The sequence below is a fragment of the Xenorhabdus sp. XBWT genome (genome assembly GCF_059072735.1).
The window spans coordinates 3,764,593-3,787,955 of record NZ_CM180990.1; the positions used below are offsets into that span (position 1 = coordinate 3,764,593).

Annotated in this window: 25 protein-coding genes; 15 read left to right on the top strand and 10 right to left on the bottom strand. The window is 42.4% G+C overall.

Going from position 1 to position 23,363, the window contains the following annotated elements:
- The first annotated feature begins 118 nt into the window (after positions 1 to 118).
- From nrdR to pgpA, 6 genes are all read left to right on the top strand, one after another.
- Positions 119 to 568 (top strand): transcriptional regulator NrdR, encoded by a 450-nt coding sequence (gene nrdR / locus AC5JQI_RS16395; protein WP_237386241.1) that lies wholly within the window; start codon positions 119 to 121, stop codon positions 566 to 568.
- 71 nt (positions 569 to 639) lie between these two features.
- Complete coding sequence (gene ribD, locus AC5JQI_RS16400) at positions 640 to 1,746, top strand: bifunctional diaminohydroxyphosphoribosylaminopyrimidine deaminase/5-amino-6-(5-phosphoribosylamino)uracil reductase RibD (RefSeq protein ID WP_493912938.1); 1,107 nt, start codon at positions 640 to 642, stop codon at positions 1,744 to 1,746.
- Between the two features lie 97 nt (positions 1,747 to 1,843).
- On the top strand, positions 1,844 to 2,314 hold the full coding sequence (gene ribH, locus AC5JQI_RS16405; RefSeq protein WP_237386243.1) for a 6,7-dimethyl-8-ribityllumazine synthase: 471 nt from the start codon (positions 1,844 to 1,846) through the stop codon (positions 2,312 to 2,314).
- 29 nt (positions 2,315 to 2,343) lie between these two features.
- On the top strand, positions 2,344 to 2,760 hold the full coding sequence (gene nusB, locus AC5JQI_RS16410; RefSeq protein WP_237386244.1) for a transcription antitermination factor NusB: 417 nt from the start codon (positions 2,344 to 2,346) through the stop codon (positions 2,758 to 2,760).
- A 101-nt stretch (positions 2,761 to 2,861) separates the two neighbouring features.
- Complete coding sequence (gene thiL / locus AC5JQI_RS16415; protein ID WP_493912939.1) at positions 2,862 to 3,908, top strand: thiamine-phosphate kinase; 1,047 nt, start codon at positions 2,862 to 2,864, stop codon at positions 3,906 to 3,908.
- The gene (pgpA, locus tag AC5JQI_RS16420; protein WP_237386246.1) at positions 3,901 to 4,392 is read left to right on the top strand and encodes a phosphatidylglycerophosphatase A; all 492 of its coding nucleotides are present in this window, start codon (positions 3,901 to 3,903) and stop codon (positions 4,390 to 4,392) included. Before thiL ends, pgpA begins: the two co-directional genes overlap by 8 nt.
- Positions 4,393 to 4,444: 52 nt before the next feature.
- Here the strand turns inward: pgpA and pcp are convergent, their stop codons facing one another.
- The 3 genes from pcp to AC5JQI_RS16435 are packed head-to-tail and all read right to left on the bottom strand — an operon-like array spanning position 4,445 to position 6,856.
- Positions 4,445 to 5,092 (bottom strand): pyroglutamyl-peptidase I, encoded by a 648-nt coding sequence (gene pcp, locus AC5JQI_RS16425; protein WP_493912940.1) that lies wholly within the window; start codon positions 5,090 to 5,092, stop codon positions 4,445 to 4,447.
- Positions 5,093 to 5,111: 19 nt separating this feature from the next.
- Positions 5,112 to 6,131, bottom strand: coding sequence for a DUF979 domain-containing protein (locus AC5JQI_RS16430; RefSeq protein ID WP_323854208.1), 1,020 nt, complete (start codon positions 6,129 to 6,131; stop codon positions 5,112 to 5,114).
- Positions 6,128 to 6,856 carry a DUF969 domain-containing protein gene (locus tag AC5JQI_RS16435; RefSeq protein WP_323854192.1) on the bottom strand — a complete coding sequence of 243 codons (729 nt, stop codon included), beginning with the start codon at positions 6,854 to 6,856 and terminating at the stop codon, positions 6,128 to 6,130. Before AC5JQI_RS16435 ends, AC5JQI_RS16430 begins: the two co-directional genes overlap by 4 nt.
- Before the next feature lie 819 nt (positions 6,857 to 7,675).
- Between AC5JQI_RS16435 and AC5JQI_RS16440 the strand changes: the two genes are divergently transcribed.
- Complete coding sequence (locus tag AC5JQI_RS16440; RefSeq protein WP_237386249.1) at positions 7,676 to 8,170, top strand: TIGR00645 family protein; 495 nt, start codon at positions 7,676 to 7,678, stop codon at positions 8,168 to 8,170.
- Positions 8,171 to 8,228: 58 nt separating this feature from the next.
- On the opposite strand, the gene AC5JQI_RS16445 is transcribed toward AC5JQI_RS16440, so the two are convergent.
- From AC5JQI_RS16445 to AC5JQI_RS16465, 5 genes are all read right to left on the bottom strand, one after another.
- A complete protein-coding gene (locus AC5JQI_RS16445) occupies positions 8,229 to 8,714 on the bottom strand; it encodes a tellurium resistance protein TerW (RefSeq protein WP_237386250.1) in 486 nt (161 codons plus the stop codon).
- 226 nt (positions 8,715 to 8,940) lie between these two features.
- Positions 8,941 to 9,864 (bottom strand): HpcH/HpaI aldolase/citrate lyase family protein, encoded by a 924-nt coding sequence (locus AC5JQI_RS16450; protein ID WP_493914717.1) that lies wholly within the window; start codon positions 9,862 to 9,864, stop codon positions 8,941 to 8,943.
- A complete protein-coding gene (locus AC5JQI_RS16455; RefSeq protein WP_493912941.1) occupies positions 9,864 to 10,946 on the bottom strand; it encodes a cysteine protease StiP family protein in 1,083 nt (360 codons plus the stop codon). The genes AC5JQI_RS16450 and AC5JQI_RS16455 overlap by 1 nt, the downstream gene beginning before the upstream one ends.
- Positions 10,939 to 11,748 (bottom strand): HAD family hydrolase, encoded by an 810-nt coding sequence (locus tag AC5JQI_RS16460; protein ID WP_493912942.1) that lies wholly within the window; start codon positions 11,746 to 11,748, stop codon positions 10,939 to 10,941. Before AC5JQI_RS16460 ends, AC5JQI_RS16455 begins: the two co-directional genes overlap by 8 nt.
- Positions 11,741 to 12,895 carry a phosphoribosyltransferase domain-containing protein gene (locus AC5JQI_RS16465; RefSeq protein WP_493912943.1) on the bottom strand — a complete coding sequence of 385 codons (1,155 nt, stop codon included), beginning with the start codon at positions 12,893 to 12,895 and terminating at the stop codon, positions 11,741 to 11,743. Before AC5JQI_RS16465 ends, AC5JQI_RS16460 begins: the two co-directional genes overlap by 8 nt.
- A 298-nt stretch (positions 12,896 to 13,193) precedes the next feature.
- Here AC5JQI_RS16465 and AC5JQI_RS16470 point away from each other — a divergent pair, with 298 nt between their 5' ends.
- The 5 genes from AC5JQI_RS16470 (at position 13,194) to AC5JQI_RS16490 (ending at position 17,175) form a co-directional block, all read left to right on the top strand.
- Positions 13,194 to 13,781, top strand: a complete 588-nt coding sequence (locus AC5JQI_RS16470) for a TerD family protein (RefSeq protein ID WP_493912944.1) — start codon at positions 13,194 to 13,196, stop codon at positions 13,779 to 13,781.
- Positions 13,781 to 14,944 carry a TerD family protein gene (locus tag AC5JQI_RS16475; protein WP_493912945.1) on the top strand — a complete coding sequence of 388 codons (1,164 nt, stop codon included), beginning with the start codon at positions 13,781 to 13,783 and terminating at the stop codon, positions 14,942 to 14,944. Before AC5JQI_RS16470 ends, AC5JQI_RS16475 begins: the two co-directional genes overlap by 1 nt.
- 28 nt (positions 14,945 to 14,972) lie before the next feature.
- The gene (locus tag AC5JQI_RS16480; RefSeq protein ID WP_493912946.1) at positions 14,973 to 15,428 is read left to right on the top strand and encodes a tellurite resistance TerB family protein; all 456 of its coding nucleotides are present in this window, start codon (positions 14,973 to 14,975) and stop codon (positions 15,426 to 15,428) included.
- A gap of 27 nt (positions 15,429 to 15,455) precedes the next feature.
- The gene (locus AC5JQI_RS16485; protein WP_493912947.1) at positions 15,456 to 16,484 is read left to right on the top strand and encodes a TerC/Alx family metal homeostasis membrane protein; all 1,029 of its coding nucleotides are present in this window, start codon (positions 15,456 to 15,458) and stop codon (positions 16,482 to 16,484) included.
- A 112-nt stretch (positions 16,485 to 16,596) separates the two neighbouring features.
- Complete coding sequence (locus tag AC5JQI_RS16490) at positions 16,597 to 17,175, top strand: TerD family protein (protein ID WP_237386258.1); 579 nt, start codon at positions 16,597 to 16,599, stop codon at positions 17,173 to 17,175.
- 461 nt (positions 17,176 to 17,636) lie between these two features.
- Here the strand turns inward: AC5JQI_RS16490 and AC5JQI_RS16495 are convergent, their stop codons facing one another.
- Positions 17,637 to 18,248, bottom strand: coding sequence for a tyrosine-type DNA invertase (locus tag AC5JQI_RS16495; RefSeq protein ID WP_493912948.1), 612 nt, complete (start codon positions 18,246 to 18,248; stop codon positions 17,637 to 17,639).
- 766 nt (positions 18,249 to 19,014) lie between these two features.
- Between AC5JQI_RS16495 and AC5JQI_RS16500 the strand changes: the two genes are divergently transcribed.
- Entirely contained in the window at positions 19,015 to 19,365 is a 351-nt protein-coding gene (locus tag AC5JQI_RS16500) for a SymE family type I addiction module toxin (RefSeq protein WP_493912949.1), read from the top strand.
- Between the two features lie 241 nt (positions 19,366 to 19,606).
- Here AC5JQI_RS16500 and AC5JQI_RS16505 read toward each other — a convergent pair whose 3' ends face one another.
- Positions 19,607 to 20,356 carry an SDR family oxidoreductase gene (locus AC5JQI_RS16505; protein ID WP_493914718.1) on the bottom strand — a complete coding sequence of 250 codons (750 nt, stop codon included), beginning with the start codon at positions 20,354 to 20,356 and terminating at the stop codon, positions 19,607 to 19,609.
- A 582-nt stretch (positions 20,357 to 20,938) separates the two neighbouring features.
- Between AC5JQI_RS16505 and AC5JQI_RS16510 the strand changes: the two genes are divergently transcribed.
- Both AC5JQI_RS16510 and AC5JQI_RS16515 read left to right on the top strand, forming a co-directional pair.
- Entirely contained in the window at positions 20,939 to 21,265 is a 327-nt protein-coding gene (locus AC5JQI_RS16510; protein ID WP_275369864.1) for a DUF3761 domain-containing protein, read from the top strand.
- Positions 21,266 to 22,345: 1,080 nt separating this feature from the next.
- Positions 22,346 to 23,116 (top strand): protein bax, encoded by a 771-nt coding sequence (locus tag AC5JQI_RS16515; protein ID WP_493912950.1) that lies wholly within the window; start codon positions 22,346 to 22,348, stop codon positions 23,114 to 23,116.
- Positions 23,117 to 23,363: the final 247 nt, after the last annotated feature.

Genomic DNA, 23,363 nt, shown 5'->3' on the forward strand with positions numbered 1-23,363 from the left:
GTATGATCGAGTTTTGATAGCGTCTAAACACCCTGTGAGTACTCACTGACAGGGTGTTTTTCATTATCACTTCAAGGTACACTGTCATTCTCCCTTCGGTTAACTGTCAGGAAACAATATGCATTGCCCATTTTGCGCCGCCGTTGATACTAAAGTTATTGATTCCCGCCTGGTTGGGGATGGTTCACAAGTGCGCCGTCGCCGTCAGTGCCTGGAGTGTCATGAACGCTTCACTACGTTTGAAATCGCAGAACTGGTGATGCCACGAGTTATTAAGAGTGATGATATTCGGGAGCCTTTTGACGAAGAAAAGTTGCGTCGTGGTATGCAAAAGGCACTGGAGAAGCGCCCTGTCAGTTCTGATGACGTGGAAACAGCGATTAGCCATATTAAATCTCAGGTGCGGGCAACGGGAGAACGTGAAATCCAATCCAAAATGATTGGAAATTTTGTCATGGATGCACTGAAAAAACTTGATAAAGTGGCCTATATTCGTTTTGCATCTGTTTACCGTAGTTTTGAGGATATCCGAGAATTTGGCGAAGAGATTGCCAAACTACAAGATTGAGAACGCTGATTTTCAAAAATGATATCTTTCAAGAAATCTCATTATGCTACAAATACGGCTACCAAAAAATTATGACACTTGATGAAATTTATATGTCCCGGGCGCTGGAATTAGCGTATCAAGGGCGTTTTACAACATCCCCTAACCCGAATGTAGGTTGTGTCATCGTTAAGGATGATCAGATAGTAGGGGAAGGTTTTCATTTATGTGCAGGTGAGCCTCATGCAGAGGTACATGCCCTGCGTATGGCTGGTGAAAAAGCCAAAGGAGCCACCGCTTACGTGACGCTTGAACCATGCAGCCATCACGGCAAGACTCCTCCCTGTGCTGATGCCTTGATTGCCGCCGGTCTAAACCGTGTTGTGGTCGCCATGCAAGATCCCAATCCGCAAGTAGCCGGACGTGGTTTGTATAAATTACAGCAGGAAGGTATAGCTGTCGAACATGGTCTGATGATGAATCAGGCAGAATCTTTGAATAAGGGGTTTCTCAAGCGTATGCGTACGGGGTTCCCTTATCTGCAATTGAAGCTGGGGGCATCATTGGATGGCCGCACCGCGTTATCATCTGGGGAAAGTAAATGGATTACTTCACCACAGGCGCGTGAAGATGTGCAGAAATTTCGGGCACAGTGCAGCGCAATTTTGAGTTCGAGCGCAACAGTATTGGCTGATGATCCTTCACTGACTGTTCGTTGGAATGAACTGGACGCTGAAACACAATCGGTTTATCCCCAAGAGCAGCTTCGTCAACCCATCCGTATCATCACTGATAGCCAAAATCGTGTAACACCGCAGCATCAAGTTGTCCAGAAAACGGGGCAATGTTGGTTAGCACGTACTAACAAAAATGAACAGCAATGGCCTGATAATGTCGAACAGATTTTATTGCCGGTACATGGTAATGGTGTTGATTTGGTTCTGCTGATGATGCAGCTGGGCAAGCGTCAGATAAATTCAGTTTGGGCGGAATGTGGCCCTGCTTTGGCCGGTGCTCTATTGTCCCTGGGGCTGGTCGATGAATTAATCCTTTATATTGCACCTAAAGTACTGGGAAATAGTGCCCGTGGATTGTTCGATATCCCAGAATTGCAAAGACTCTCGGATGCCCCTGAATTCAATTTGTTTGATGTAAAGCAGATTGGGTCTGATGTACGTCTTCGCTTACGCCCGGTTTAGGTTCTGATTTAAGTTTGGACATAAACCAAGACGCAGAGAAAAATAATGTGATAAGATCCGCGCCCCTGCGGATATGAATAAAAATATAAGGAAGGCTATGAACGTAATCAAAGGTGTTGTTGCAGCCCCTGAAGCCCGCATTGCAATTGCAATTGCCCGCTTTAACAACTTCATTAATGACAGCCTGCTGGAAGGAGCCGTAGATGCACTGGAACGCATCGGTCAGGTTTCTTCAGATAATATCACCGTAGTATGGGTTCCAGGTGCCTATGAATTGCCGTTGACGGCTAAGGCGCTGGCTGAAACCAATAAATATGATGCGGTTATCGCTTTGGGAACTGTTATCCGCGGCGGTACAGCTCACTTCGAATATGTTGCTGGTGAATGTAGCTCTGGTTTATCCAGCGTAGCAATGTCCAGTGATATCCCTGTCACGTTTGGTGTTCTGACGACTGAAAATATTGAACAGGCAATCGAACGAGCAGGTACCAAAGCAGGTAATAAAGGGGCAGAAGCTGCCTTGACCGCATTGGAAATGATCAATGTAATCAAAGCCATTAAAGGCTGAATTTTTTAGTTTTAATTAAGGGGAATCTTGTGAAACCTGCTGCTCGTCGTCGTGCTCGTGAGTGTGCTGTTCAGGCAATTTATTCATGGCAATTATCCAATAATAGTATTGCTGATGTTGAATTGGATTTTCTGTCAGAGCAGGACGTAACTGGTGTTGATATCACCTATTTTCGTGAATTGTTATCCGGGGTAGCGGTCAATGCTGCAAAATTGGATGCCTTGATGGCACCTTATCTTTCTCGTCAGCTTGAAGAGTTGGGGCAGGTGGAAAAAGCCATCTTGCGCGTTTCGATGTTTGAACTAAGCTTTCGTGATGATGTTCCCTACAAAGTGGCTATCAATGAAGGTATCGAACTGGCGAAAACGTTTGGCGCTGAAGATAGTCATAAATTCGTGAATGGGGTATTGGATAAAGCTGGTCCGGCAGCACGCAAGAAAAAGTGATTGCTTGCCAGGAGTTCCCCATTATAACTTGATGATTTTACGCATGAGGTCGGTAATCCGGCCTCATGCGCTCATCGTCAGTCACTTTCTGGAATTCTATTATGGCATGTGGTGAATTTGACCTCATTGCACGTTATTTCAATCGCCATATCATCCGCCGACGTGATGTAAATCTAGGGATTGGTGATGATTGTGCGCTGATGACCGTTGCAGATAAACAAGAACTAGCGGTAACAACCGATACTTTGGTTGCTGGTGTTCATTTTCTTCCTGAGATCTCACCGGAAGATTTGGCCTATAAGGCATTGGCTGTCAATATCAGTGATCTGGCTGCCGTTGGTGCAGATCCTGCCTGGGCATCGCTGGCATTAACATTGCCCGACATCAATGAAGATTGGTTAAAACGATTCAGTGACAGTCTGTTTGAGCAACTGAATTATTACGGTATGCAATTGATTGGTGGGGATACCACAAAAGGTCCCATGAGTTTGACGTTAACCGTACATGGTTTGGTTCCGGCCGGCCGCGCGTTGCGCCGTGCTGGTGCAAAGAACGGTGACTGGATTTATGTAACCGGAACATTGGGTGACAGTGCCGCAGGCCTTGCTCTGTTGCAAGATCGTCTGACCGTGGAAGATACGGCAGTCCACAACTGGTTGGTTAAACGCCATCTACGCCCGCAGCCACGGGTTCTACAAGGACAGGCACTTCGTGCTCTGGCTTCTTCGGCGATTGATCTGTCCGATGGCTTGGTTTCTGATCTCAACCATATCTTGTCCGCCAGCCAATGTGGTGCGCATATTAACCTGGATGCGTTGCCTTATTCTGAAGCAATGCAGCAATATGTTGCTTCTGAACAGGCATTGAAATGGGCGTTGAGTGGTGGGGAAGACTATGAATTGTGCTTTACTGTACCTGAGCTTAACCGTGGTGCATTAAATATGGCGTTGGCTCATTCTGGAGCCAGTTTCTGTTGTATTGGGCAAATCAGGCCAGAATCAGAAGGTATCCGCTATTTTAACAACAATGAAGAAATTCAGCTGGATCTGAAAGGCTTTAACCATTTTAAAACCGATAAAAAACCAGTAGCCCCTTTTTCGACAGAACAGCAAACAGAAAATGATCATACAGAGGGAACACATGGATGATGCAAAACGTCACTTAAAAATGAGCAATCCGTGGCATTTGTTGGCTACGGGGTTCGGGAGCGGCTTATCACCAATAATTCCGGGCACGATGGGCTCAGTGGCGGCGATCCCTTTCTGGTTACTGCTGATGCAGTTGCCGACATGGGGAATATGGTTGGTTATCTTACTGGGAACGGTCATTGGGTGTGTGATTTGTCAGAAAGCCGCTGATGCAATGAACGTGGAAGATCCGGGCTGTGTGGTTTGGGATGAATTCATTGGCATGTGGATTACTCTGATGGCGATCCCTGTGCTCAACTGGCAGTGGGTTTTAGTTGGTTTTGTGGTATTCCGCATTTTCGATATGTGGAAACCGTGGCCGATCCGTTGGTTTGACCGCTATGTAAAAGGCGGGGTTGGCATTATGCTGGATGACATTATCGCGGCGATTTTTGCAGTTGCGGTTATCTGGTTGCTGAATTTCTACCAACTGTTACCTTTCTAAAAACGGTTTCTTTTCTAAGTTAATTAGCCACTGGCATTCAGTGGCTATCTTCTCAGTTTGTTGCCCCACCTGTAACCTCAATATCCTTTTCGTTTTTCAATGTTGATTGAATAGCTATTTTCAAGGCTGTTGTCATCATTTCTACGCCCATACTTGGCTTATTTGCATGTTTTACCGCCTGTTCTGGCAAATAAGGAAGATGAATAAATCCGCCACGCACAGAGGGGTAATATTGGTTCAGATAATGCTGTAAACCGTACATGATATGATTGCAAACAAAGGTGCCGGCAGTTTGGGAAACTGTTGCGGGAATTCCGGCAAGTCTTAATTCATTGACCACGGTTTTAATGGGCAGGGTAGAAAAATAAGCCGCAGGGCCATCGACAATAACCGGTGTATCAATGGGTTGATTACCAGCATTATCAGGAATACGAGCATCGTTAATATTGATTGCGACCTGCTCTACCGTGATATCTGGCTTACCCCCTGCTTCTCCGGTTGAAATGACCACTTCCGGTTTAACTTTCTCAATTGCGGCATAGAGGTGTTCCAGAGAGTGATTGAAAACACAGGGTAACTGGCAGACTTCAACATATGCATCCGCAATTTGGTACCCTTGTAATGACTTGATGGCTTCCCATGACGAATTTATCGTCTCACCGCCGAAAGGTTCAAAGCCTGTGACTAGAATCGTTTTCATAATATCTCCTTATCGTTGTTTATAAGAACATTAGAAAATAGAGTAAGAACACATTAGTAATCAGTAAAGTACAGCCTGTGGGGATTTGTGCTTTGATAACTGCATTGCGATCGGGCAGTTCCAGCAGCGCAGCGGGAACAATATTGAAATTAGCAGCCATTGGAGTCATTAACGTACCACAATAGCCTGAAAACATACCGATGGCAGCCATAACCGCCGGATTGCCACCATGTTGCAATATCAAAATAGGAATACCAATACCAGCGGTAATGATAGGAAAAGCGGCAAACGCATTACCCATTATCATCGTTAGCAGCGCCATGCCAAAAACATAAGTGACCACAGCGATAAATCGATTATCAACAGCTAAATAATTTTCGGTCAGATGGGAAACCAAAGTACCTACACCAGCGGCGGTAAACAGCAATCCGAGCGTTGCCAGAATTTGTGGAAGAATAAAGACACAACCAATTGAATCCAGCAGACGTCGGGTCTCTTGTATTGGCTGTGTAATGGCATCATGGCTCATGCGTAGCGCAATGATTAATCCAATCAAACAACCAAGTGTAATGGAAAAGAGAGTCACCAGAGTAGAATGATTCCCTGTTCCAAAAACAGCTTGTTGTAAACCGGGAATATGGTTAAACGCTAGCACGCCAAACATTGTGACAATTGGGATTAGCAATGCTGGCAGAAATAACCGGCTACCAAGACGTTGTGCACTTTTTTGCCGCTGTTCTGGTGTGCGTTGATGATAATTTCCCAGACGAACACCACCGAACCCGGCCAGTAAAGCCATAATGATCACCAACACACCAACACCGATATAAGCGGTTTTTTGGGCGTAATTTTCATCATTGATCCAGAGAGACACAAGGTGTCCGCTCCATTTCCCCGCAAGAAAGATTAAACCGTACAGCGCCCAGAATAGGCCTGTTGTTATGCGACGAGGGTTAGCTTTATCGCTCCATGACATGATAGCAACAGCTAATAAGAGAAGTCCTGCCAGCACATAGAGGTATTGTAATTGAAACATTATTTCTCCCCCTTGCTGTTTGAGCTGGCGTGCTTCAAAGAATTAAGTTCATTGGCAAGGTGGTAATCAAGGCGATATAACCGAACAGAGTGGATCAGGAAAGCACAAATTGCAGTGGGAATTCCCCAGAGGGCGATATGCAGAGGCTCGGTTTGAATTCCACCTGATTCCAGCATGAAATTGTGCATAAAGATAATCGCGCCAAAAGCGACAAAAATATCTTCACCAAAAAACAAACCAGTATTATCTGTTGCGGCTGACATGGCCCGAATACGATGACGGACTGAATCTGGTAATTCACCATACTGGTTTTCAGCAGCACCTTCTGCCATAGGAGCCAGCAAAGGACGAACCATTTGCGGGTGCCCGCCTAAACTGGTTAACCCCAGAGCGGCAGAAGTTTCGCGTATAAACAGATAGATAATCAGTAACCGCCCGGTAGTGACAGTTTTAATATGAGCAATAGATTTCTGGGCTTGCTCTTTTAATCCATGCCTTTCCAGCAGGCCAATGATGACCAATGGAAAAAGGATGGTCAGTGATAAATTTAATGTATTAATAAACCCGGAACCCAGTTTCTCCAGAATATTGATTATCGACATATTGGCGGCTAACCCAGTGATAAGGCCAGCAATAGTGACAACCAGCACAGGGTTAAACCTGATGATAAAACCAATGATAATGACGGCGATCCCGATTAATGGCCAGAAATTGATAGTGTGCTGCATATATTATTTCCTCTTAGAAATATTTTATTTAATCATTGTTGGTTTAAGTTGTACGCATTGTTGACTTATTGTTCTTATATTGTTTAACAATAAATGGATTATGATCAAAAATCAGACAGGTGAAATTGGTGTTAAATTCTAAAAATGGAATGAAGATCACTTAATTACTTGCCATTTTTCGATCACACATGAGGTTTCATTTCAGCAATGCTAAAAGCACATTTTTAAAATTTTTATTGATAATGGGAAAACGCCAATGCAGGTAAGTGCTTTTGCCTGTAGTTGGGATCAATCAGATTCGGACTGGATTAGATTTAGTATGTAGACTCTCGTATCCAGATGTGGCAGGTGCCTAATAGAAACAGGGGGAACTGTCCCCTGTTTCTATTGTGGAGGTTATGGAAATTTGTTATTCATGTAACCGGTTTCATGGAGTGTAAAAATGTGATCCTCGTCGCAATTTTTGTTCTTGCATTGTCAATCCAGATTGTAGCAATGGCTGGCTCATTGGATTTCATAAAAGTAGTTCTCCCACCAACGAAGCCATTAGATATCCTCTTTACTTCCTCAAAACACCAAGGCTAGAAAATACCGTTGTAAGGTCTATATCACTCGTCCTTCAAGTTGCATCTTTGTTGGCTACACTCGCTCATTCCAGTCACCGTTTTTATAAACATACGGTTATCAATGGCTCCCGAGAATTCACTCTCTTGCCGCCTCACACTGGCATTTATCATTGTCTGGCTATCGATATGTATTGCATAGCTTTCACTCTCTTGATCTATAATATCGCCCCTTTTGTAACAAATTTTAAAAAACATGGAACGCTTTCTCGAAAACGCTATGTATGCCTCTCGTTGGCTACTTGCACCCGTTTATTTTGGTTTATCATTGGGGCTACTTGCTCTTGCGGTTAAATTCTTTCAGGAAATCCTGCACATCCTGCCGCATATTTTTTCCATTACAGAATCTGACCTGATCCTGACACTGCTTTCTCTGATTGATATGACGTTGGTTGGTGGGTTGTTGGTGATGGTGATGTTTTCTGGCTATGAAAACTTTGTTTCAAGTTTGGATATCCACGAGAGCAAGGAAAAGCTGAGCTGGCTGGGAAAAATGGATGCAACTTCACTCAAAAATAAAGTTGCAGCCTCGATTGTCGCTATTTCCTCCATTCACCTCCTGCGTGTTTTTATGGATGCCAGAAATATGCCGGACAATAAACTTATGTGGTATGTCATTATCCACCTCACCTTCGTTTTGTCCGCATTTGTCATGGGATATCTTGACAAACTTACACGCCACAACCATTAAGCGTCCTTTCAAGCCATAAAACATCACCCTGATGCCAGTTAAATTCAACTGGCTGGCATTATGGGTTTTTCCGTTTAGGTAAATGACTGTTAATAGTTTCTTTCAGCAGATTCTCAATAAACCTGTCCACGACCATTTCAACCACTTCACTTCTGGTTGTCTCAAGCCGATTAGACAAGCCATCAATTTTTCTGATCACTGACATTCTCAGGGAGAGAGAAACAGGCTTTTTCTTCTCTTTATCAAGGAAGACATGGCTGGTTGCTTCTTCGGCTTTTAAACTGAGATGCTGAACGAGTAATTCTTCGATCCTTTTGGCATCTTTTTTAGTCAGCATCCCTTTATCAACCAGCTGATAAGTATTGCCTATTTTACTAAACCGAACATCAGCACAATAAAGATCCCTCAATTCCCGAAGGGCACGGAGCAATGTTGGTTCCGAACAATTGAGTTCCTGGATGATTTTAGCCTTGCTAACTGGTTTGCCATGTGAAAGTAATAAGGTTAACTTGAAATTTCTAAATTGTTTGGGACTGAGCAACATTTTTTAATTACCAAGCGAGGGATAACAAAACCAAAATTTCCTGCTGTTAACTCCTATTGTTAACTACGAGGATGACTTTCAGCATAGCCTTTATCACAGTTAAATCAATATCAAAACAGATTAAAAAGCCTTACAGCTCTCCCCGTAGGTTTCAGCTTCTATTCAGCCTCTGGCACTATACCGCTTCTGGAACTATGCCGCTTCTGGAACTATGCCGCTTCTGGAACTATGCCGCTTCTGGAACTATTCCATAGTGCTCCGCCCGTTCAAGGATATTTATCGCCCAACGTTGATGAGTAGCTGGTTCACACATGACTCCCTGAGATTTGAAAACCGCCTGCTTTGAATTAAGAATATTCAGCGCATCGGTGTAATCGTGGGCGCTGACCATAAGCGATCGGTGGATACACTCAATCTGATTTGGATGGATGGCAGTTTTTCCCACCAAACCGTGGGCAATATCCAATACCAGCTCTTTCTCAAGTAGTTTCAAGTCATCAATATGCTCACAAACCGGTGCCGTCAGAGCGAATCCCCGCGCAGCAAAAACAGCCACCAGCATCTTAATAATATATCCCATCGGCCCGTCATAGAGAGTGAAATCCCGCGAACGCCGCAGGGACATCATATTCATCAGATCATTACCGCCGATACGAAGGGCAATAATTCGCGTCCTGCAAGGGTGCGCTTTGAGGGCATCAGCAAGCTGATTCATTTTTTGAACATCAAAGGCCTCTTCTGTCTCGAGCGTGGGCATGATACAAAGATGAGTTACGCGAATAATCTCCCACCAACCGGCTAACGAAGCGTAAGTAAATTTGGGTAAAACCAGTCCATTAATGGCACTGAGATCCATAGTGGCGATCAATTGTCTTGCCATCATCTCGTTGCGTGGCCGGATAAAAATCAGGGGATGATTACGCTCAGTACCGAAATGTGGTCTATCGGCTTCTGCCAGTAACTGGAGAACACCACTGAGATTTTCGATAGCGGCAGGAATATCCTGCTCACTGACAGCATCTTCCAGACAAATAACCAGAGAACGCAGGCCAGTAATTTTATTCTGTAGTATAATTTCTGCAATATTTTGGCGAGTAGCCGGCATATACAGAGTTGCACCAAGCTGGTGTGGAGAAGGAATAGACATCATCATGCTACCTTCTTAATAATAGTCACTGCACGATATTGACCAATCAGATCAACGACTTCGGTAATAACAACATTTTTTTGGCGAGCCAGATGCACTAATAGGGCAACATCAGGATCATCTTTTGAACGCACAAGGATATGTTCCGGTACACGTCGTAAGACAGCACGAGTTGCCTCAGCAATACCGGGTTTGATGCGATTAATACTGTCAATTTGGTATTTTTCAGCCAGATTGGCAATCACTGTTTTACTCAATTGCAATAAAGAATGTTTTTCCTGCGGCCGCCAAAAAACGGCTGGAGGTATAACATTCAGATCCAACCGATCACGGCAATCAGCAACTGTATCCACCAGCATGCGGCTACACTCATACGCAATCAAGTGTTCACACTTCACACAGCTATGCAGCCCTTTGTCACTCCAGACAGAGCGTGATATCAAGCCCGACACCGGCGCTCCCATAATGCCAAAAGGGATCAACCAATCATCATCACTGGCAGTCAACCATGAACAGCCACAAGGATCAGCCAATACCACCAGGCGAGGGATTCCCGAATAACCTGCCCTTCCCGCCAAAGATCGCGATAGCTCTGTGGTAATCGCCCCTTTGCCTGTCCAACCATCAACAAAAACTAGCCCATCGGTACCATGTTGTTGCTCAATGTATGACAGCGCAGCATTATCGATACCTCGATCCCGGATAATACTGACCCCATAATGATAAGAACGCTTGCCCATTCTCCTGAGAGTCTGATGCAGCATAACCCCCAACGGTACGCCGGCTCTGACTAAACTTACCAACACAATCGGCTGGTCATCAAAACGTGATATCAGCGCCTTAGCAAGCATAACAACTTCTGTTGCCAATCTGGTTGCGCCTTGCCCAAGCGCTTTCTCAAACAACTCAAGATGATAAGACGTCGGCTCCGGTTCCTGACTCAGCATATCTGAATAATGGCGGACACCAGACTGGATCAACTGTTCCTTAACATCAACAGGTGTCATCTCAATTTGAACAGGTTTTAACAGAAATTGAACATCATCAGAGGCATAACTCCCCGAAAAAAGAGGAAAGCTATTCATTATTTACAGCTCCAAATAAGGTAGTCATTAATGTGTCAGCAAACTGGCCTTTCTGAGGCATACCAAACCAATCGCACAATTGCATGAAGCGATAATCACTCAGACTATCCCCCAGACCAATGACTGGAAAAATACCTCTCTCAGCACGGAGCCTTTGCAAAAGGTGACAAGTTGCCAGCCCCTTGTCAACACAGTTTGGCAGCAAAGTAAGGTTGTTATTGTTGTGATGGATATAAAAACTTTCCTGAATATGAACGTTTTGATCGCGATGGAAATCATTTTCCTGAATCAAGGCTTCAGCCAGTACATTAAGTTCATCCAGCCTATCGTGGTTTTGGTGCTTAATGATTAAGAAAACAGGCACATCACCATACTCATAATCGATATGCACCCGGGCATCTATGCCATGAGATGCAATTAAGCGTTCGCTCAATTCTTCCAGTGTCCGCAACTGATCCCGGTACGGCATCAATTCCGCTAGCATATGCGATTGCCAGTACTCGTCAACCAAGCCTTCCGGCGTCAGGATAACCGCACCATGTGAAACAATACGCCAAGAGTTGAAAGGAAGCTGCACACGGCCGAATTGTTCGGTATTTCTGGCCGTTACAGGAATAACTTCCGCATGAGTCAGCAGCCAATCAACCAGCATAGACTGTTCTTCGGTCATATAACTATGGGGAGAAGATTTTCTATCCAACGCGCCAACACGCAAAAGCGATTCATCCAATATATTTTTCAATTTTCTGCGGGATTGAAATAACGTGTCATCCAGATCAGTTAAAAAGACGGGCTTAATCATAGGAGACGATCTCTACAGCCGGAGAAATACGAGCGAGTTGAGCTACCAAATCCGGATCAACGGCTGTTTTCGGGGTTTCAAGGCAGAGCAATATACGGTCAAACTGTTGATGAGCAACATTGTAGAGAAAATTCGGAATACCGAGTCCGTAGTTATCGGTAAACGCCATCACAGATTGAATGGCATGACCACAAGAGATCGGAGAGCGGGTTGTTGAGCCAAATATCACCAACGCTCCTTCTTTCTCAAGGCGTTCTGCCAGCAGGAACGGTTGCCAAACAAATTCACTGGAACCCAATACAAGTACTTTCTCGCCCGCTGTAGCGTGAATGTCAGCACCGATATCACATTGGATTTCATCCAATCCCAAGCGTCCCCAAGTCTGTTGACCAATAATGCTGACTTTTCCCCGTGCTGTGACATTCACTTGAGGCATAACAGGAACAGGGGCAGAAATATCCGCAGCCCATTGCCAATTTCCCTCAATCAGGGAAACCGCAGAGACTGGCAATGGGCTGCGTTTCATCACCGACTCACCACTCCAGTCAGTCAAGGTTACCGTAACAATACGTTCAATATGCCCAAGTCCCGCGTTGCACAACGCTTCCAACAGGTTGATAAACGTATTGCCGGTTGTTGCTTCATCATCAATTAAAACCAAAGTACGGGCATCCATCACTCGCTGGCGCAACCGGCTTTCTGTTGGCCAGTAAATCAAATGATCTGTTGCGTGGCTGTGGTTCTCCTTAAATTCACACAATAAATCCCCATCAACCGGATGACGTGTTGAAGTCAGGAATACAGGAGCCTCAACCTTATCATGCGTTTCATGAAATACGCCGGCAGCCAGGCCAACCGCCGTTTCTGCCATGCCAATATACAAGACAGGGCCGGGAAGATTAGCGGGAAACCGCTCAGATAATTGCCGATAAACCGAGCGCATAACTGATGGGCTGACAGGAATATGCCGCCCCAATACTTTACTGACAAACAAAAATGCCCTTTTGGGATTACGGCGTTCGGCAATATCAAACAGCGTCTCCAGAGAGACGTATCCACGGGATGCACTTACCGTCAACGTCCCGCTGTTCAATTTTTTCTGATAAACCTGTTTTTGATCAACGTAAGTGCTATTCAATGCGGTCATGTGATGCCTTTTTAAAAATTCCAGCTTCAATGAAATATGCGCCGCAGTCTAGAGTTGATAATAAATCAGTGTCAATCATATTATGATTTTTTAGTGCAAAATTAGTTTGACTTTTTTGCATGGAAAAGAAATCATAAAAAATAAAGCCAGATTGTTTCCTATCATGCAGTTAACGACGACATACACTGTCTATGGGAATCATAATATGACAAATTCAGGCTATCTATTTGTCATATTATGATTTTTTAATATGTGAAATTACCGTGATCCACCGACAAACAGAATAGAGGTGTCATTAATGGTTTCGTTAAGCAAAAATCAGTCAGTTTCGCTCTCTAAACAGAGCGCTTCACTGGCTAAAGTAGATTTTGGTCTGGGCTGGGATCCTGTAACTAAAAAGAAAGGCTTTCTGGCGAGTTTACTCGGCGGCGGCAATGATGAAATTGATCTGGATGCGAGCTGCATCCTGCTTGATAAATCAGGTAAAGCCATCGATACAGTCTGGTTCGGTCAACTGAAATCTAAATGTGGTTCTGTACAACACACTGGCGACAATCTGACAGGTGAAGGCGATGGGGATGACGAAATTATCCGTGTTAACCTGATCAAATTACCCGCCAATGTTGAATATCTTGCTTTTACCGTTAACAGTTTCCGCGGCCAGACTTTCAATGATGTTGAAAATGCCTTCTGCCGTGTTGTTGACCAAAGCGGTAAAGAGCTGGCTCGCTATCAGTTGCATGAACAAGGTGCCCATACCGGCGTTATTATCTCTTCCCTGCGCCGCAATGACGGTCAGTGGGATTTCACTGCACATGGCGTTCCTTGCCGTAGTCGTACCATTGACGCAATGTATCCGCAGATTGTTGAGACGGTGGTGCGTTAATGAATCTGACACCCGGGGGAAATGCCCCCGTTGCCAACCAGATACTCACCATACGGGTTCTGTCAGGTTCCGCCGTTGATGTCTCGGCTTTCCGTTTGTATGCCGATGGTAAAGTGAAAGGCGATCCGGACATGATATTCTACGGTCAGCCTGTCAGTGACGACAATACCATCCGGCTGGCTGGCGGTAACATCAATACTTCATTCTTCGTCAACTTGCCCGCATTAGGTCAGGATGTTCAGAAAGTGGCGTTTACCGCCACCTGCGACGGCAATCAAACTATCTCCAACCTGCGCAGCCTCAGCATTCAGGTTGAACTGAACAGCAGTGTGATTTTACAAGGCAATATTGAAGTGCAAGGCCGCACAGAAGCCGCCTTAATCCTCGGTGAACTCTATCGCCGCAATGGGGAATGGAAATTCCGCTTTGTTGCTCAGGGTTTTAATGGTGGACTCAAACCACTGGCGGAACATTTTGGTGTGGATATCATTGATGATACGCCGACTTCAACACCAGTCCCTGCGTCAGCACCAGCCCCGGCTCCGGGTAGCATTAATCTGAGCAAAGTTTCTCTGACCAAAGAAAAACCCGCTATCAGCCTGAGCAAACGTGATAACTACGGTAAGATTCGCATTAACCTTAACTGGAATCAGACTTCCTCCTCCTCAAAAGGCATTTTGCAGGGTATGTTCGGCTCAAACAAAGGTGTGGATCTGGATCTCGGCGCATTTGTCCGGCTGCAAGACGGAGAGCAGGGCGTTATACAAGCATTGGGAAACAGTTTTGGCGATTACCGTTATGAACCGTATGTTGAATTACAGGGTGATGATCGTACCGGTCGTGTGAGTGATGGTGAATGGCTCCATATCAATGGCCTTGAATGGAAAAACATCCGTGAAGTTTTGATCTACGCCTTTATCTACGAAGGCGTGCCTAGCTGGGACAAAACCGATGGTGTCGTCACGATCCACGTCCCTGACCAGCCCCCGATTGAAACACGTCTGACAGAAGGGCAAAACAACAAGGGAATGTGTGCCATCGCCCGTCTTGTCAATGAAAACGGTGCCATCAAAGTAGAACGCATCAATCAATACTTCCGTGGACACAAAGAGATGGACCGTGCATTTGGATGGGGCTTTCGCTGGACATCGGGAAGTAAATAACGGTTATTTTACTCAAACGGAGGGACTTATGTCCTTTTTAAACAAAATCAAATCCGCGTTCAATGCAGGACGTGAAGAGCTGACCAACCAAGTTGGCCGTTTCAAGAACAGAAAGTTCATGGAAGGCACTGTCGCGGTATGCGCACATGTTGCAATGGCAAGCAACGGCATCAGCTCAGAAGAAAAACAGAAAATGATCGGGTTCATCAAAAGCTCCCCTGAATTGAAAGTATTCGATACCGCTGAAATTATCGAGTTCTTTAACAAGCTGGTCAGCAGCTACGAATTTGATGCTGACATTGGCAAAGGTGAAGCCATGAAATTTATCATGGCACTGAAACAACAACCGGAAGCGGCACAACTTGCTTTGCGCGTAGGTATCGCAGTCGCCAAGAGTGATGGTGACTTTGATAACGACGAAAAGCATGCTGCCCGTGAAATTTGCTTAGCCCTCGGCTTTGCATCGGCTGATTTCGGACTGTAATCGCAGATAATTTAAGAGGCTTATTTCATGGTATCCACGCACATTGGTTTTCCGATGGAAACCGTTGCTGTATTTATTCTTCTGTCGGTTGGTGCGCTCTTTATCGATCTCTTTATGCATCGTGATGATAAGCCAATTTCGCTGCGTAGTGCCGCACTTTGGTCTATTTTCTGGATCGCCATTGCTTTTGTTTTCGCAGGCTTTCTGTATATTCATCACGGCGCGGAAGCCGCCAGCCTTTTTGTCACAGGCTATGCACTGGAAAAAGTGCTTTCCGTCGATAACCTGTTTGTCATCATGGCGATTTTCTCCTGGTTCGCTGTTCCGGATCGCTATCGCCACCGTGTCCTGTACTGGGGGATTATCGGTGCTATCGTTTTCCGTGGAATTTTTGTTGCCATCGGGACAAGCCTGTTATCACTCGGGCCGTGGGTTGAGGTAGTGTTTGCGGTTATCGTTGGCTGGACTGCGGTTATGATGCTGAAAAGCGGTGACGATGACGATGAAATCGAAGATTATTCACAACATCTGGCTTATCGTCTGGTGAAGCGTTTCTTCCCAATCTGGCCGAAACTGCGTGGTCATGCTTTTATACTGAACCAAAAAGAAGTGGACACAGAGCTGGCAAAACAGGAAAACGCCGATGTGAAAGTGGGTCGTGCAGGTAAGGCGGCGCTTTACGCTACGCCACTGATGCTGTGTCTGGCAGTGGTTGAACTGTCTGACGTGATGTTTGCTTTTGATTCTGTCCCTGCGGTGATTGCTGTCAGCCGGGAACCGTTGATTGTATACAGCGCCATGATGTTTGCTATCTTGGGCCTGCGTACACTTTACTTCGTACTTGAAGCATTGAAAAAATATCTGGTGCACTTGGAAAAAGCAGTCATTGTCCTGCTGTTCTTTATTGCCATCAAACTGGGCCTGAACGCTTCTGAGCACATATTCCACCACGGTTACTCGATTTCGGCGACAACCAGCCTGCTTGTCGTGATTGGGGTACTGGTGGCGGGTATTCTTGCCAGCCTGCTGTTCCCGCAAAAAGAAAACGTAAGCTAAATCTGGTGAGCTATACCAATGGATTTCAAGATGCAGCCGACAAAGCTGCAACTTGAAAAATGACGGGTATAAATCTCAACAATTAATTAATAGACTAATAGAGGAAATAACAATGGGTGTATCTCTTTCTAAAGGTGGTAACGTTTCTCTGAGCAAAGAAGCGCCAAGCATGAAAAACGTTCTGATCGGTCTCGGCTGGGATGCCCGTTCGACTGACGGACAAGACTTCGACCTCGACGCATCTGCTTTCCTGCTGACGGCAAACGGCAAAGTGCGCAGTGATGCCGACTTCATTTTCTACAACAACCTGAAATCCTCTGATGGCTCCATCATGCACACTGGCGACAACCGTACCGGTGAAGGAGATGGCGATGATGAATCACTGAAAATCAAACTGGATCAAATTCCTGCCGATGTAGATAAAGTGGTATTCGTGGTCACTATCCATGATGCACAAGCTCGTAGCCAGAGCTTCGGTCAGGTTTCCGGTGCTTTCATCCGTCTGATCAACGATGACACGCAGGTTGAAGTGGCTCGCTACGATCTGACTGAAGACGCTTCTACCGAAACAGCCATGCTGTTCGGTGAACTGTATCGCCACAATGCGGAATGGAAATTCCGTGCAGTAGGTCAAGGCTACGCAGGTGGTCTGGCTTCTGTTTGTGCACAGTATGGTATTAATGCTGCTTAATTTGAGTATTGCTCAAAGAATTTCAGTGTGAAGATTTAATTCGTCATACTGAGATTAAAAGCCCTGTTTGGTAATATAAGCAGGGCTTTTATTGTCTTCTCTGACTCATCCTAAATAAGGTTGACACTTTTCGTCTTTCAACAGGTTTATTCAGTTAGCACATCAATGAATAATCCGATTTACAAGTTAACATTTAGTACCAAACTGTTAACTCCATTGATTTTATCTTTTTTAAACTAACTATTTTTTTCTCATTAGCAAAATATTTTTTCAACTCTATGATCAGTAGAGTTTAATTAACAGCATTAATTTTCTATATAATTACCAAGAAATTCATAACTCCTTTCTATAATTTCATTCCAAATTGTCATTAAAAATTCCTGTTTCGATATCGAAAGACAAAAAAACTGATTTGTTGTAAATTAAAGATTTAATATATTGTAATTTTATATTTTAATAAATTAATCTACATGGGTTAACAGTTTGGTACTAAATGTAACTCTTTTTCGCTTCCCTCTTGCCCGCCAAATTCCATCAAAGCGACCAGCGTTACTCGCGGTATACCTGACTGTATGACGAATATTGCGATGACCTAAATAGTCTTGAATCAATCGCGTATCAGCACCATTATCCGCTAACGCATAACCGCAAGAATGGCGCAACATGTGCGGATTCGCGCAAATCGCAATTTGTGCATTAATACTTGTGTTCCTGATGATTTTATAGAACTGTTGTCGTGACAAAGGCTCACCGGTTCGGGAAATAAATAACCATTCACTCTTGCCGAATTTTTCCAGTTTCTTACGAACACTCAACCACTTACGAATTAATTGAATTTCTTTTGAAACCATGGGATGAATTGTGGAAAAACCATTTTTCAAACGGTTAACGCTCAAACTACGGTCACGTAGATCAACATCGGACATACGCAATCTCAATAGCTCAGAAACACGAAATCCGTGAATAAATCCCATAAAAAGCATACAAATATTACGCTCTGCATTGGCACCTCTTTCTAATTCAACCAATAATTTCTCAATTTCAGATTGAGTTAAATATTTACGTTTTAACATAATGAGTTACTCTCTGTGGTAGTTAATTGTCTTATCTTTAATTAAAACTATTCATAAAACGAAAGTCTTAAAATTTAATTATTTATTTCAGGAATTAAATCTTTGCAAAAAAACCTAAAAAGAAGATTTTTAACATGATTCTTGACAACACACGGAAACCATTAAATCATTTTTATTTTAAAAACAATCATATTAACTACCTCTCATAAAAATACAAAAAATCATCAAAAAAATACGTTATACAGTCAGTGATCGCCAAAAATAGCGTAAAAAACCTGATATATTAAATAATGCGATAAATAAGACAGTCAGGCAATCTCTTTTAGTCATCCGACACATAAAAAGATAACAAATAACCATTGATGATCTAATATACTGAAAATAAATAAAATAGGATATTAGAGATGAAATAAATAACAGTTACACGACTAATTCATGTCATAAATATGACTAAAATAAATCAAATTATAATCTGCCAAATAAATCCCCCCTACTATTACGTTATGTCGTCTATTTACAAAATGGTTTCGCAATGTAATTGAAACAAAATATTTAATATTGTATAAATATACAGTAATTTTTTGCGAGTCACTTCTCAAAGAGCAACATTGTCGATAGCATGTTAGTCAACTAAACGCTAGGGTAGATATCGATCATTAATCAATGAGTGCGGTACAGATAAAAACACATATAATTCCGCGGTGCAGTGCGGGCAAAGTGCTGATAAAGTATCGTTGTATACCCAAATAACACAAGGAACGTATAAATGAGCCTTCATGTTTCATTTCGCCAGACTGACATTGATATTCCGGAATTAATACTTAATGGCTGTGAACTCCGCGATGCTGGATTTACCGCAAATGAGTTATTTCACATATCACAATTTTCCAATGGTCTCATTATCTCTCTCGTTGCTCCCAATGTAGATTTAGTCAGTTTGATCAAAGAAGTAGAAGATAATCCCTATGAAGGGATCGATAGCATTCGTGAGAATGGTGAGCTTTATATCGCGGGGGACTGGTTAACAATCAGCAACTTAATAAAACAGCCTATTCATATTAAGGTGGAACCCGGCAAGATTACTCTTAAGCCAAAGTTGATGGAAATGCGGGCTTAATACTATTGTCAATTTAAAACCACGGTTCATTTAAATGATGTTATCTGTTTAAAAACCTTCTATGTTTAAAACCTGTGTTTAAGGCAATATATTTAAAATCATGCATTTAATACCATGTATTTGAAACCATATGTTTAAAATAATTAGCCGGAAAATCATTGAGAGAATTCCGGCTTACGGAACCCGGATATGTCCCATTAGTCTCAAGTTGCTGCGTGGCAATCTATGCCCACAATAATGTTTATTTCCCCCCAGCCAAGTCAATAAAATTGCCCGTAACATATGATGATTCATTCGATAGCAGCCATGCAATGGCCTGAGCAACTTCTTCTGGCTGACCACCTCGTTTCATCGGCAAAAAATCCTTGATTCTATCAACGCGTTCAGGCTCCCCACCATCAGCATGCATGTCAGTATAGATAAACCCCGGACGTACTGTATTTATCCTAATACCCTGTGCAGCCACTTCTTGTGCCAACCCTATTGTCATCGTATCAATGGCACCTTTCGATGCCGCATAATCAACATATTCATGGGGAGAACCCAGTCTGGCGGCAGCGGAAGACACATTCACGATTACGCCACCGTGTCCACCATGACGAAAAGCCATTCTTTTGACAGCTTCGCGGGAACAAAGAAAAGTACCGGTAATATTCGTTGCAAAGATTTCATTTAACCTTTCCGCAGTTAACTGCTCAATAATCGCTTGAGGCTTTAAAATTCCGGCATTGTTCACTAATCCAGAAATGTACCCCAGCTCCTTTTCTGCCCGCTGGAATAACATCATGACTTGTTTTTCATCTGCGATATCCACTTGAACTGCCATTGCTGGCTGCCCAAGAGCACGGATCATATTCACCACTTCATTAGCTTGTTCTTCACGGCTACGATACCCAATGCAGACATGATGACCCCGTTTTGCCAAACAAAGCGCGGTAGCCTTACCAATACCCCGTGAACCACCTGTAATGATTGTCACTTTTTGCACAATGTCATTCTCCTCATTTTCAGTGTTATTTTTTACCTCAAAACCCTGTGATCGTATTAGTTGGCTCATCGATTTCAAATCAGCCATCAGAGCATCAAAATTGTATCCGTGACTTCCCGTTGTCCAACTGCCTTGAATAAGTCGCATCGCAAACCTGTCAGTAGAACAAATACAGGAAATAAATAGCTAAGTGATCGCTTCCCCAAGGTTTCCATGCAAGGCTAATTGCATAGATTACGTATTCATGGAGTAATTCTGTTGTGAAATTAATATAACGATATGGAAAATAACAAATATTATACGATTTTCACTATTTATTTAAAACATATACCTCTCACGATAATTGTTATCCCATTCCTCAGCAATCTGTAATATTTATTTGATTTTCCTTGTCTATTTCAATGTGAAAATAGCAGGGTAAAATGTAAATACAATTAGTTACCGATAAAAACGATTTAATAATTAAAAGTAAACATCTATAAAATTATTACCTATATCAAATTTACAATCATATCATTCAAAACTATACTCCGGATTGCAAGAGTAGATTTCGTATTTACGTACTCTAACCAGAGGATATAAGTGATGAAAAGCTTGAAGTTATCAGTTACCGCATTACTGGTGTTATTTTCAAGTACAGTACTTGCAGCACCCGCGGTATCCACCTCATCTGAAGCCGTTTCAAAAACCGCAACAGCAGTTGAACATAATGTTAAATCCACAAAAAACAAAGTTAACTCGCCAGAAAAAAAAGTAACCAAAAAAGCAAAAAAGCAAAAAGCATCCAAAAAAAGTAATAAACCCGCAAAAAAAGGCGCCAATACGGCACTTTGTAAAGACGGGACTTATAGCAAGAGTAAATCTAATAAAGGAGCCTGCTCTCGCCACGGCGGCGTTGCTAAGTGGTTATAATATGATATTTATTTTTCATAATGCATAATCAGGGAGCTTAATCTCCCTGATTCTTTTTGCATCTTAACCTAATTTTTTTAATCGAATCCATTAAGAATAATTCACTTCTTAACCAGAAAAAATTGGAATGATAATGCTATTTATTGGTGATGATAAAATAAGAAAACCCATAATTAAGTTACTTACCTATACTGAACACTCCATTCTGTTCAAGAACTTTTCATTAGTTAAAAATTAAACCAGAAATAATTTCACTAACTGGTTAAAGGGTATAACTTATGAATTTATTCAATAAAAAATATAATAATACTTTTCATTACCATGACTGTTTTTTAATTTCTCAGAATCACAAACTAAATTATTCTTTACAACTACACCCATTCACCGTTTTTATAAACATATGGTTAGCTATGCTTTTGAGGAATCGCATAGAACACAATCTGGAGATCAAATCTTGCTTTTCACTTTTAATATACAATTAAATAATATTTATTTTTTTCATTATTTCCTTTTCATAATTAATTAACTTAATTTATATATAAATATTATATTAAGAAAAATTCTCTAGAGAAAAGTCAAAGGTACAACGCATAACAAATAAAAAATATCTCAAAATTATCATATTCTTAATGAACTAAAATTGAGGTGAAACATCAATAATAAGCTCTGTTTTCAGGAAGAAATCAAAGTTACACATAGAATCAACATAAACAAATTTATATTCAAAAAATGTATATAACTTTATGTTAAAATAAAAAACAAACTCCATCATAGATAGAAGAAAATAACCAATAAAAACAAAATATTAAATAGAAAATCCAGAGATAAAAAATAAAGTTCCAAAACAAAAAATATTGACTTTATAGTTAAAATCGCCAGATAAAATTACAACAATCATTACATTAACTTACCATACACCATAAAAAATATAGATATTTGTCAGTAGAGTGCTAATATTCGTTACAGAAACTAATCTTATGAATGACGAATAACAGTAGCCATATATTGTTTGCCCTGCTAATATTCGTTTGTTTTTTTATCCATAGTAATAAAACATAGTAATAAAACGAGGAGAAGCAAATGCCCTCTCGAATGATGAGGACAACTGCGGTCTTCGCTTTCTTTATCTCATTAATCTTTACCGGTCTGAGCGATGCCTCGACCAGTACCACAGAAATGAAAGAGTATTCTCACAATGGCATTCAGAAAAATTTGCCTGATTTGCGAAAATACCCTTCAGGTACACCCCGGAAGAAAGCGTTTTTAAATATTGTTGTCCCTGTAGTTGATCAGCATAACCAAAAAATTATGCAAGACCGCAAATGGCTCCTGTCACACCAGAAAACAGTCCACTGGTCTGTACAGGATATCGATCGGCTAAAAAAAATCTGTATGGATTATAAAATGACCTGCAATTCACCAAGACAGGTCAATTGGGATAGACTGCTGAGTCGGGTTGACATTATACCGACCCATTTTGTTGCCACTCAGGCGGCGGCAGAATCAGGCTGGGGAACTTCGGAGCTTGCCCAGAAAAACAATAACCTGTTCGGAATGCGTTGTGCCTCTTGTGGCAAGATTAAAGGAAAGATCAAAGGTTATTCTGTTTACCATACGATTGACGATTCTGTCGTTGCTTATATGAAAAATCTGAATACTCACCGTGCCTATGAGTCACTACGCTCTTCACGGGCAAACCAGAGAACAACGCAGAAAACACTGAATACCAGTAAATTGATTGATAATCTTAATGGTTATTCCGAACTGGGTGCTAACTATAATCGATATTTACACCGGGTATTTAATGGCAATAAAAACCTGATTTCGGAAGTACAGGAATTAGCACTCTAATAAATGCAGATAAATTCTCCAAAAACAATCTGTTAAGGAGAATATATTAAGGATAACATGCTAAAAATGACTTGCAGTTTAATGCTCACTCATTATTAGACAAAAAGGCTATGGAATCGTCTGTGCAACAGTCTCCCTACCACCCACTTTGTATTATTTACAAAGTGGATTTTTTTATAACTCCCCATATTAATTACCTATTGTAAACATAGGTAAATTCCATACTATAATGTGCCCTCAAATTACG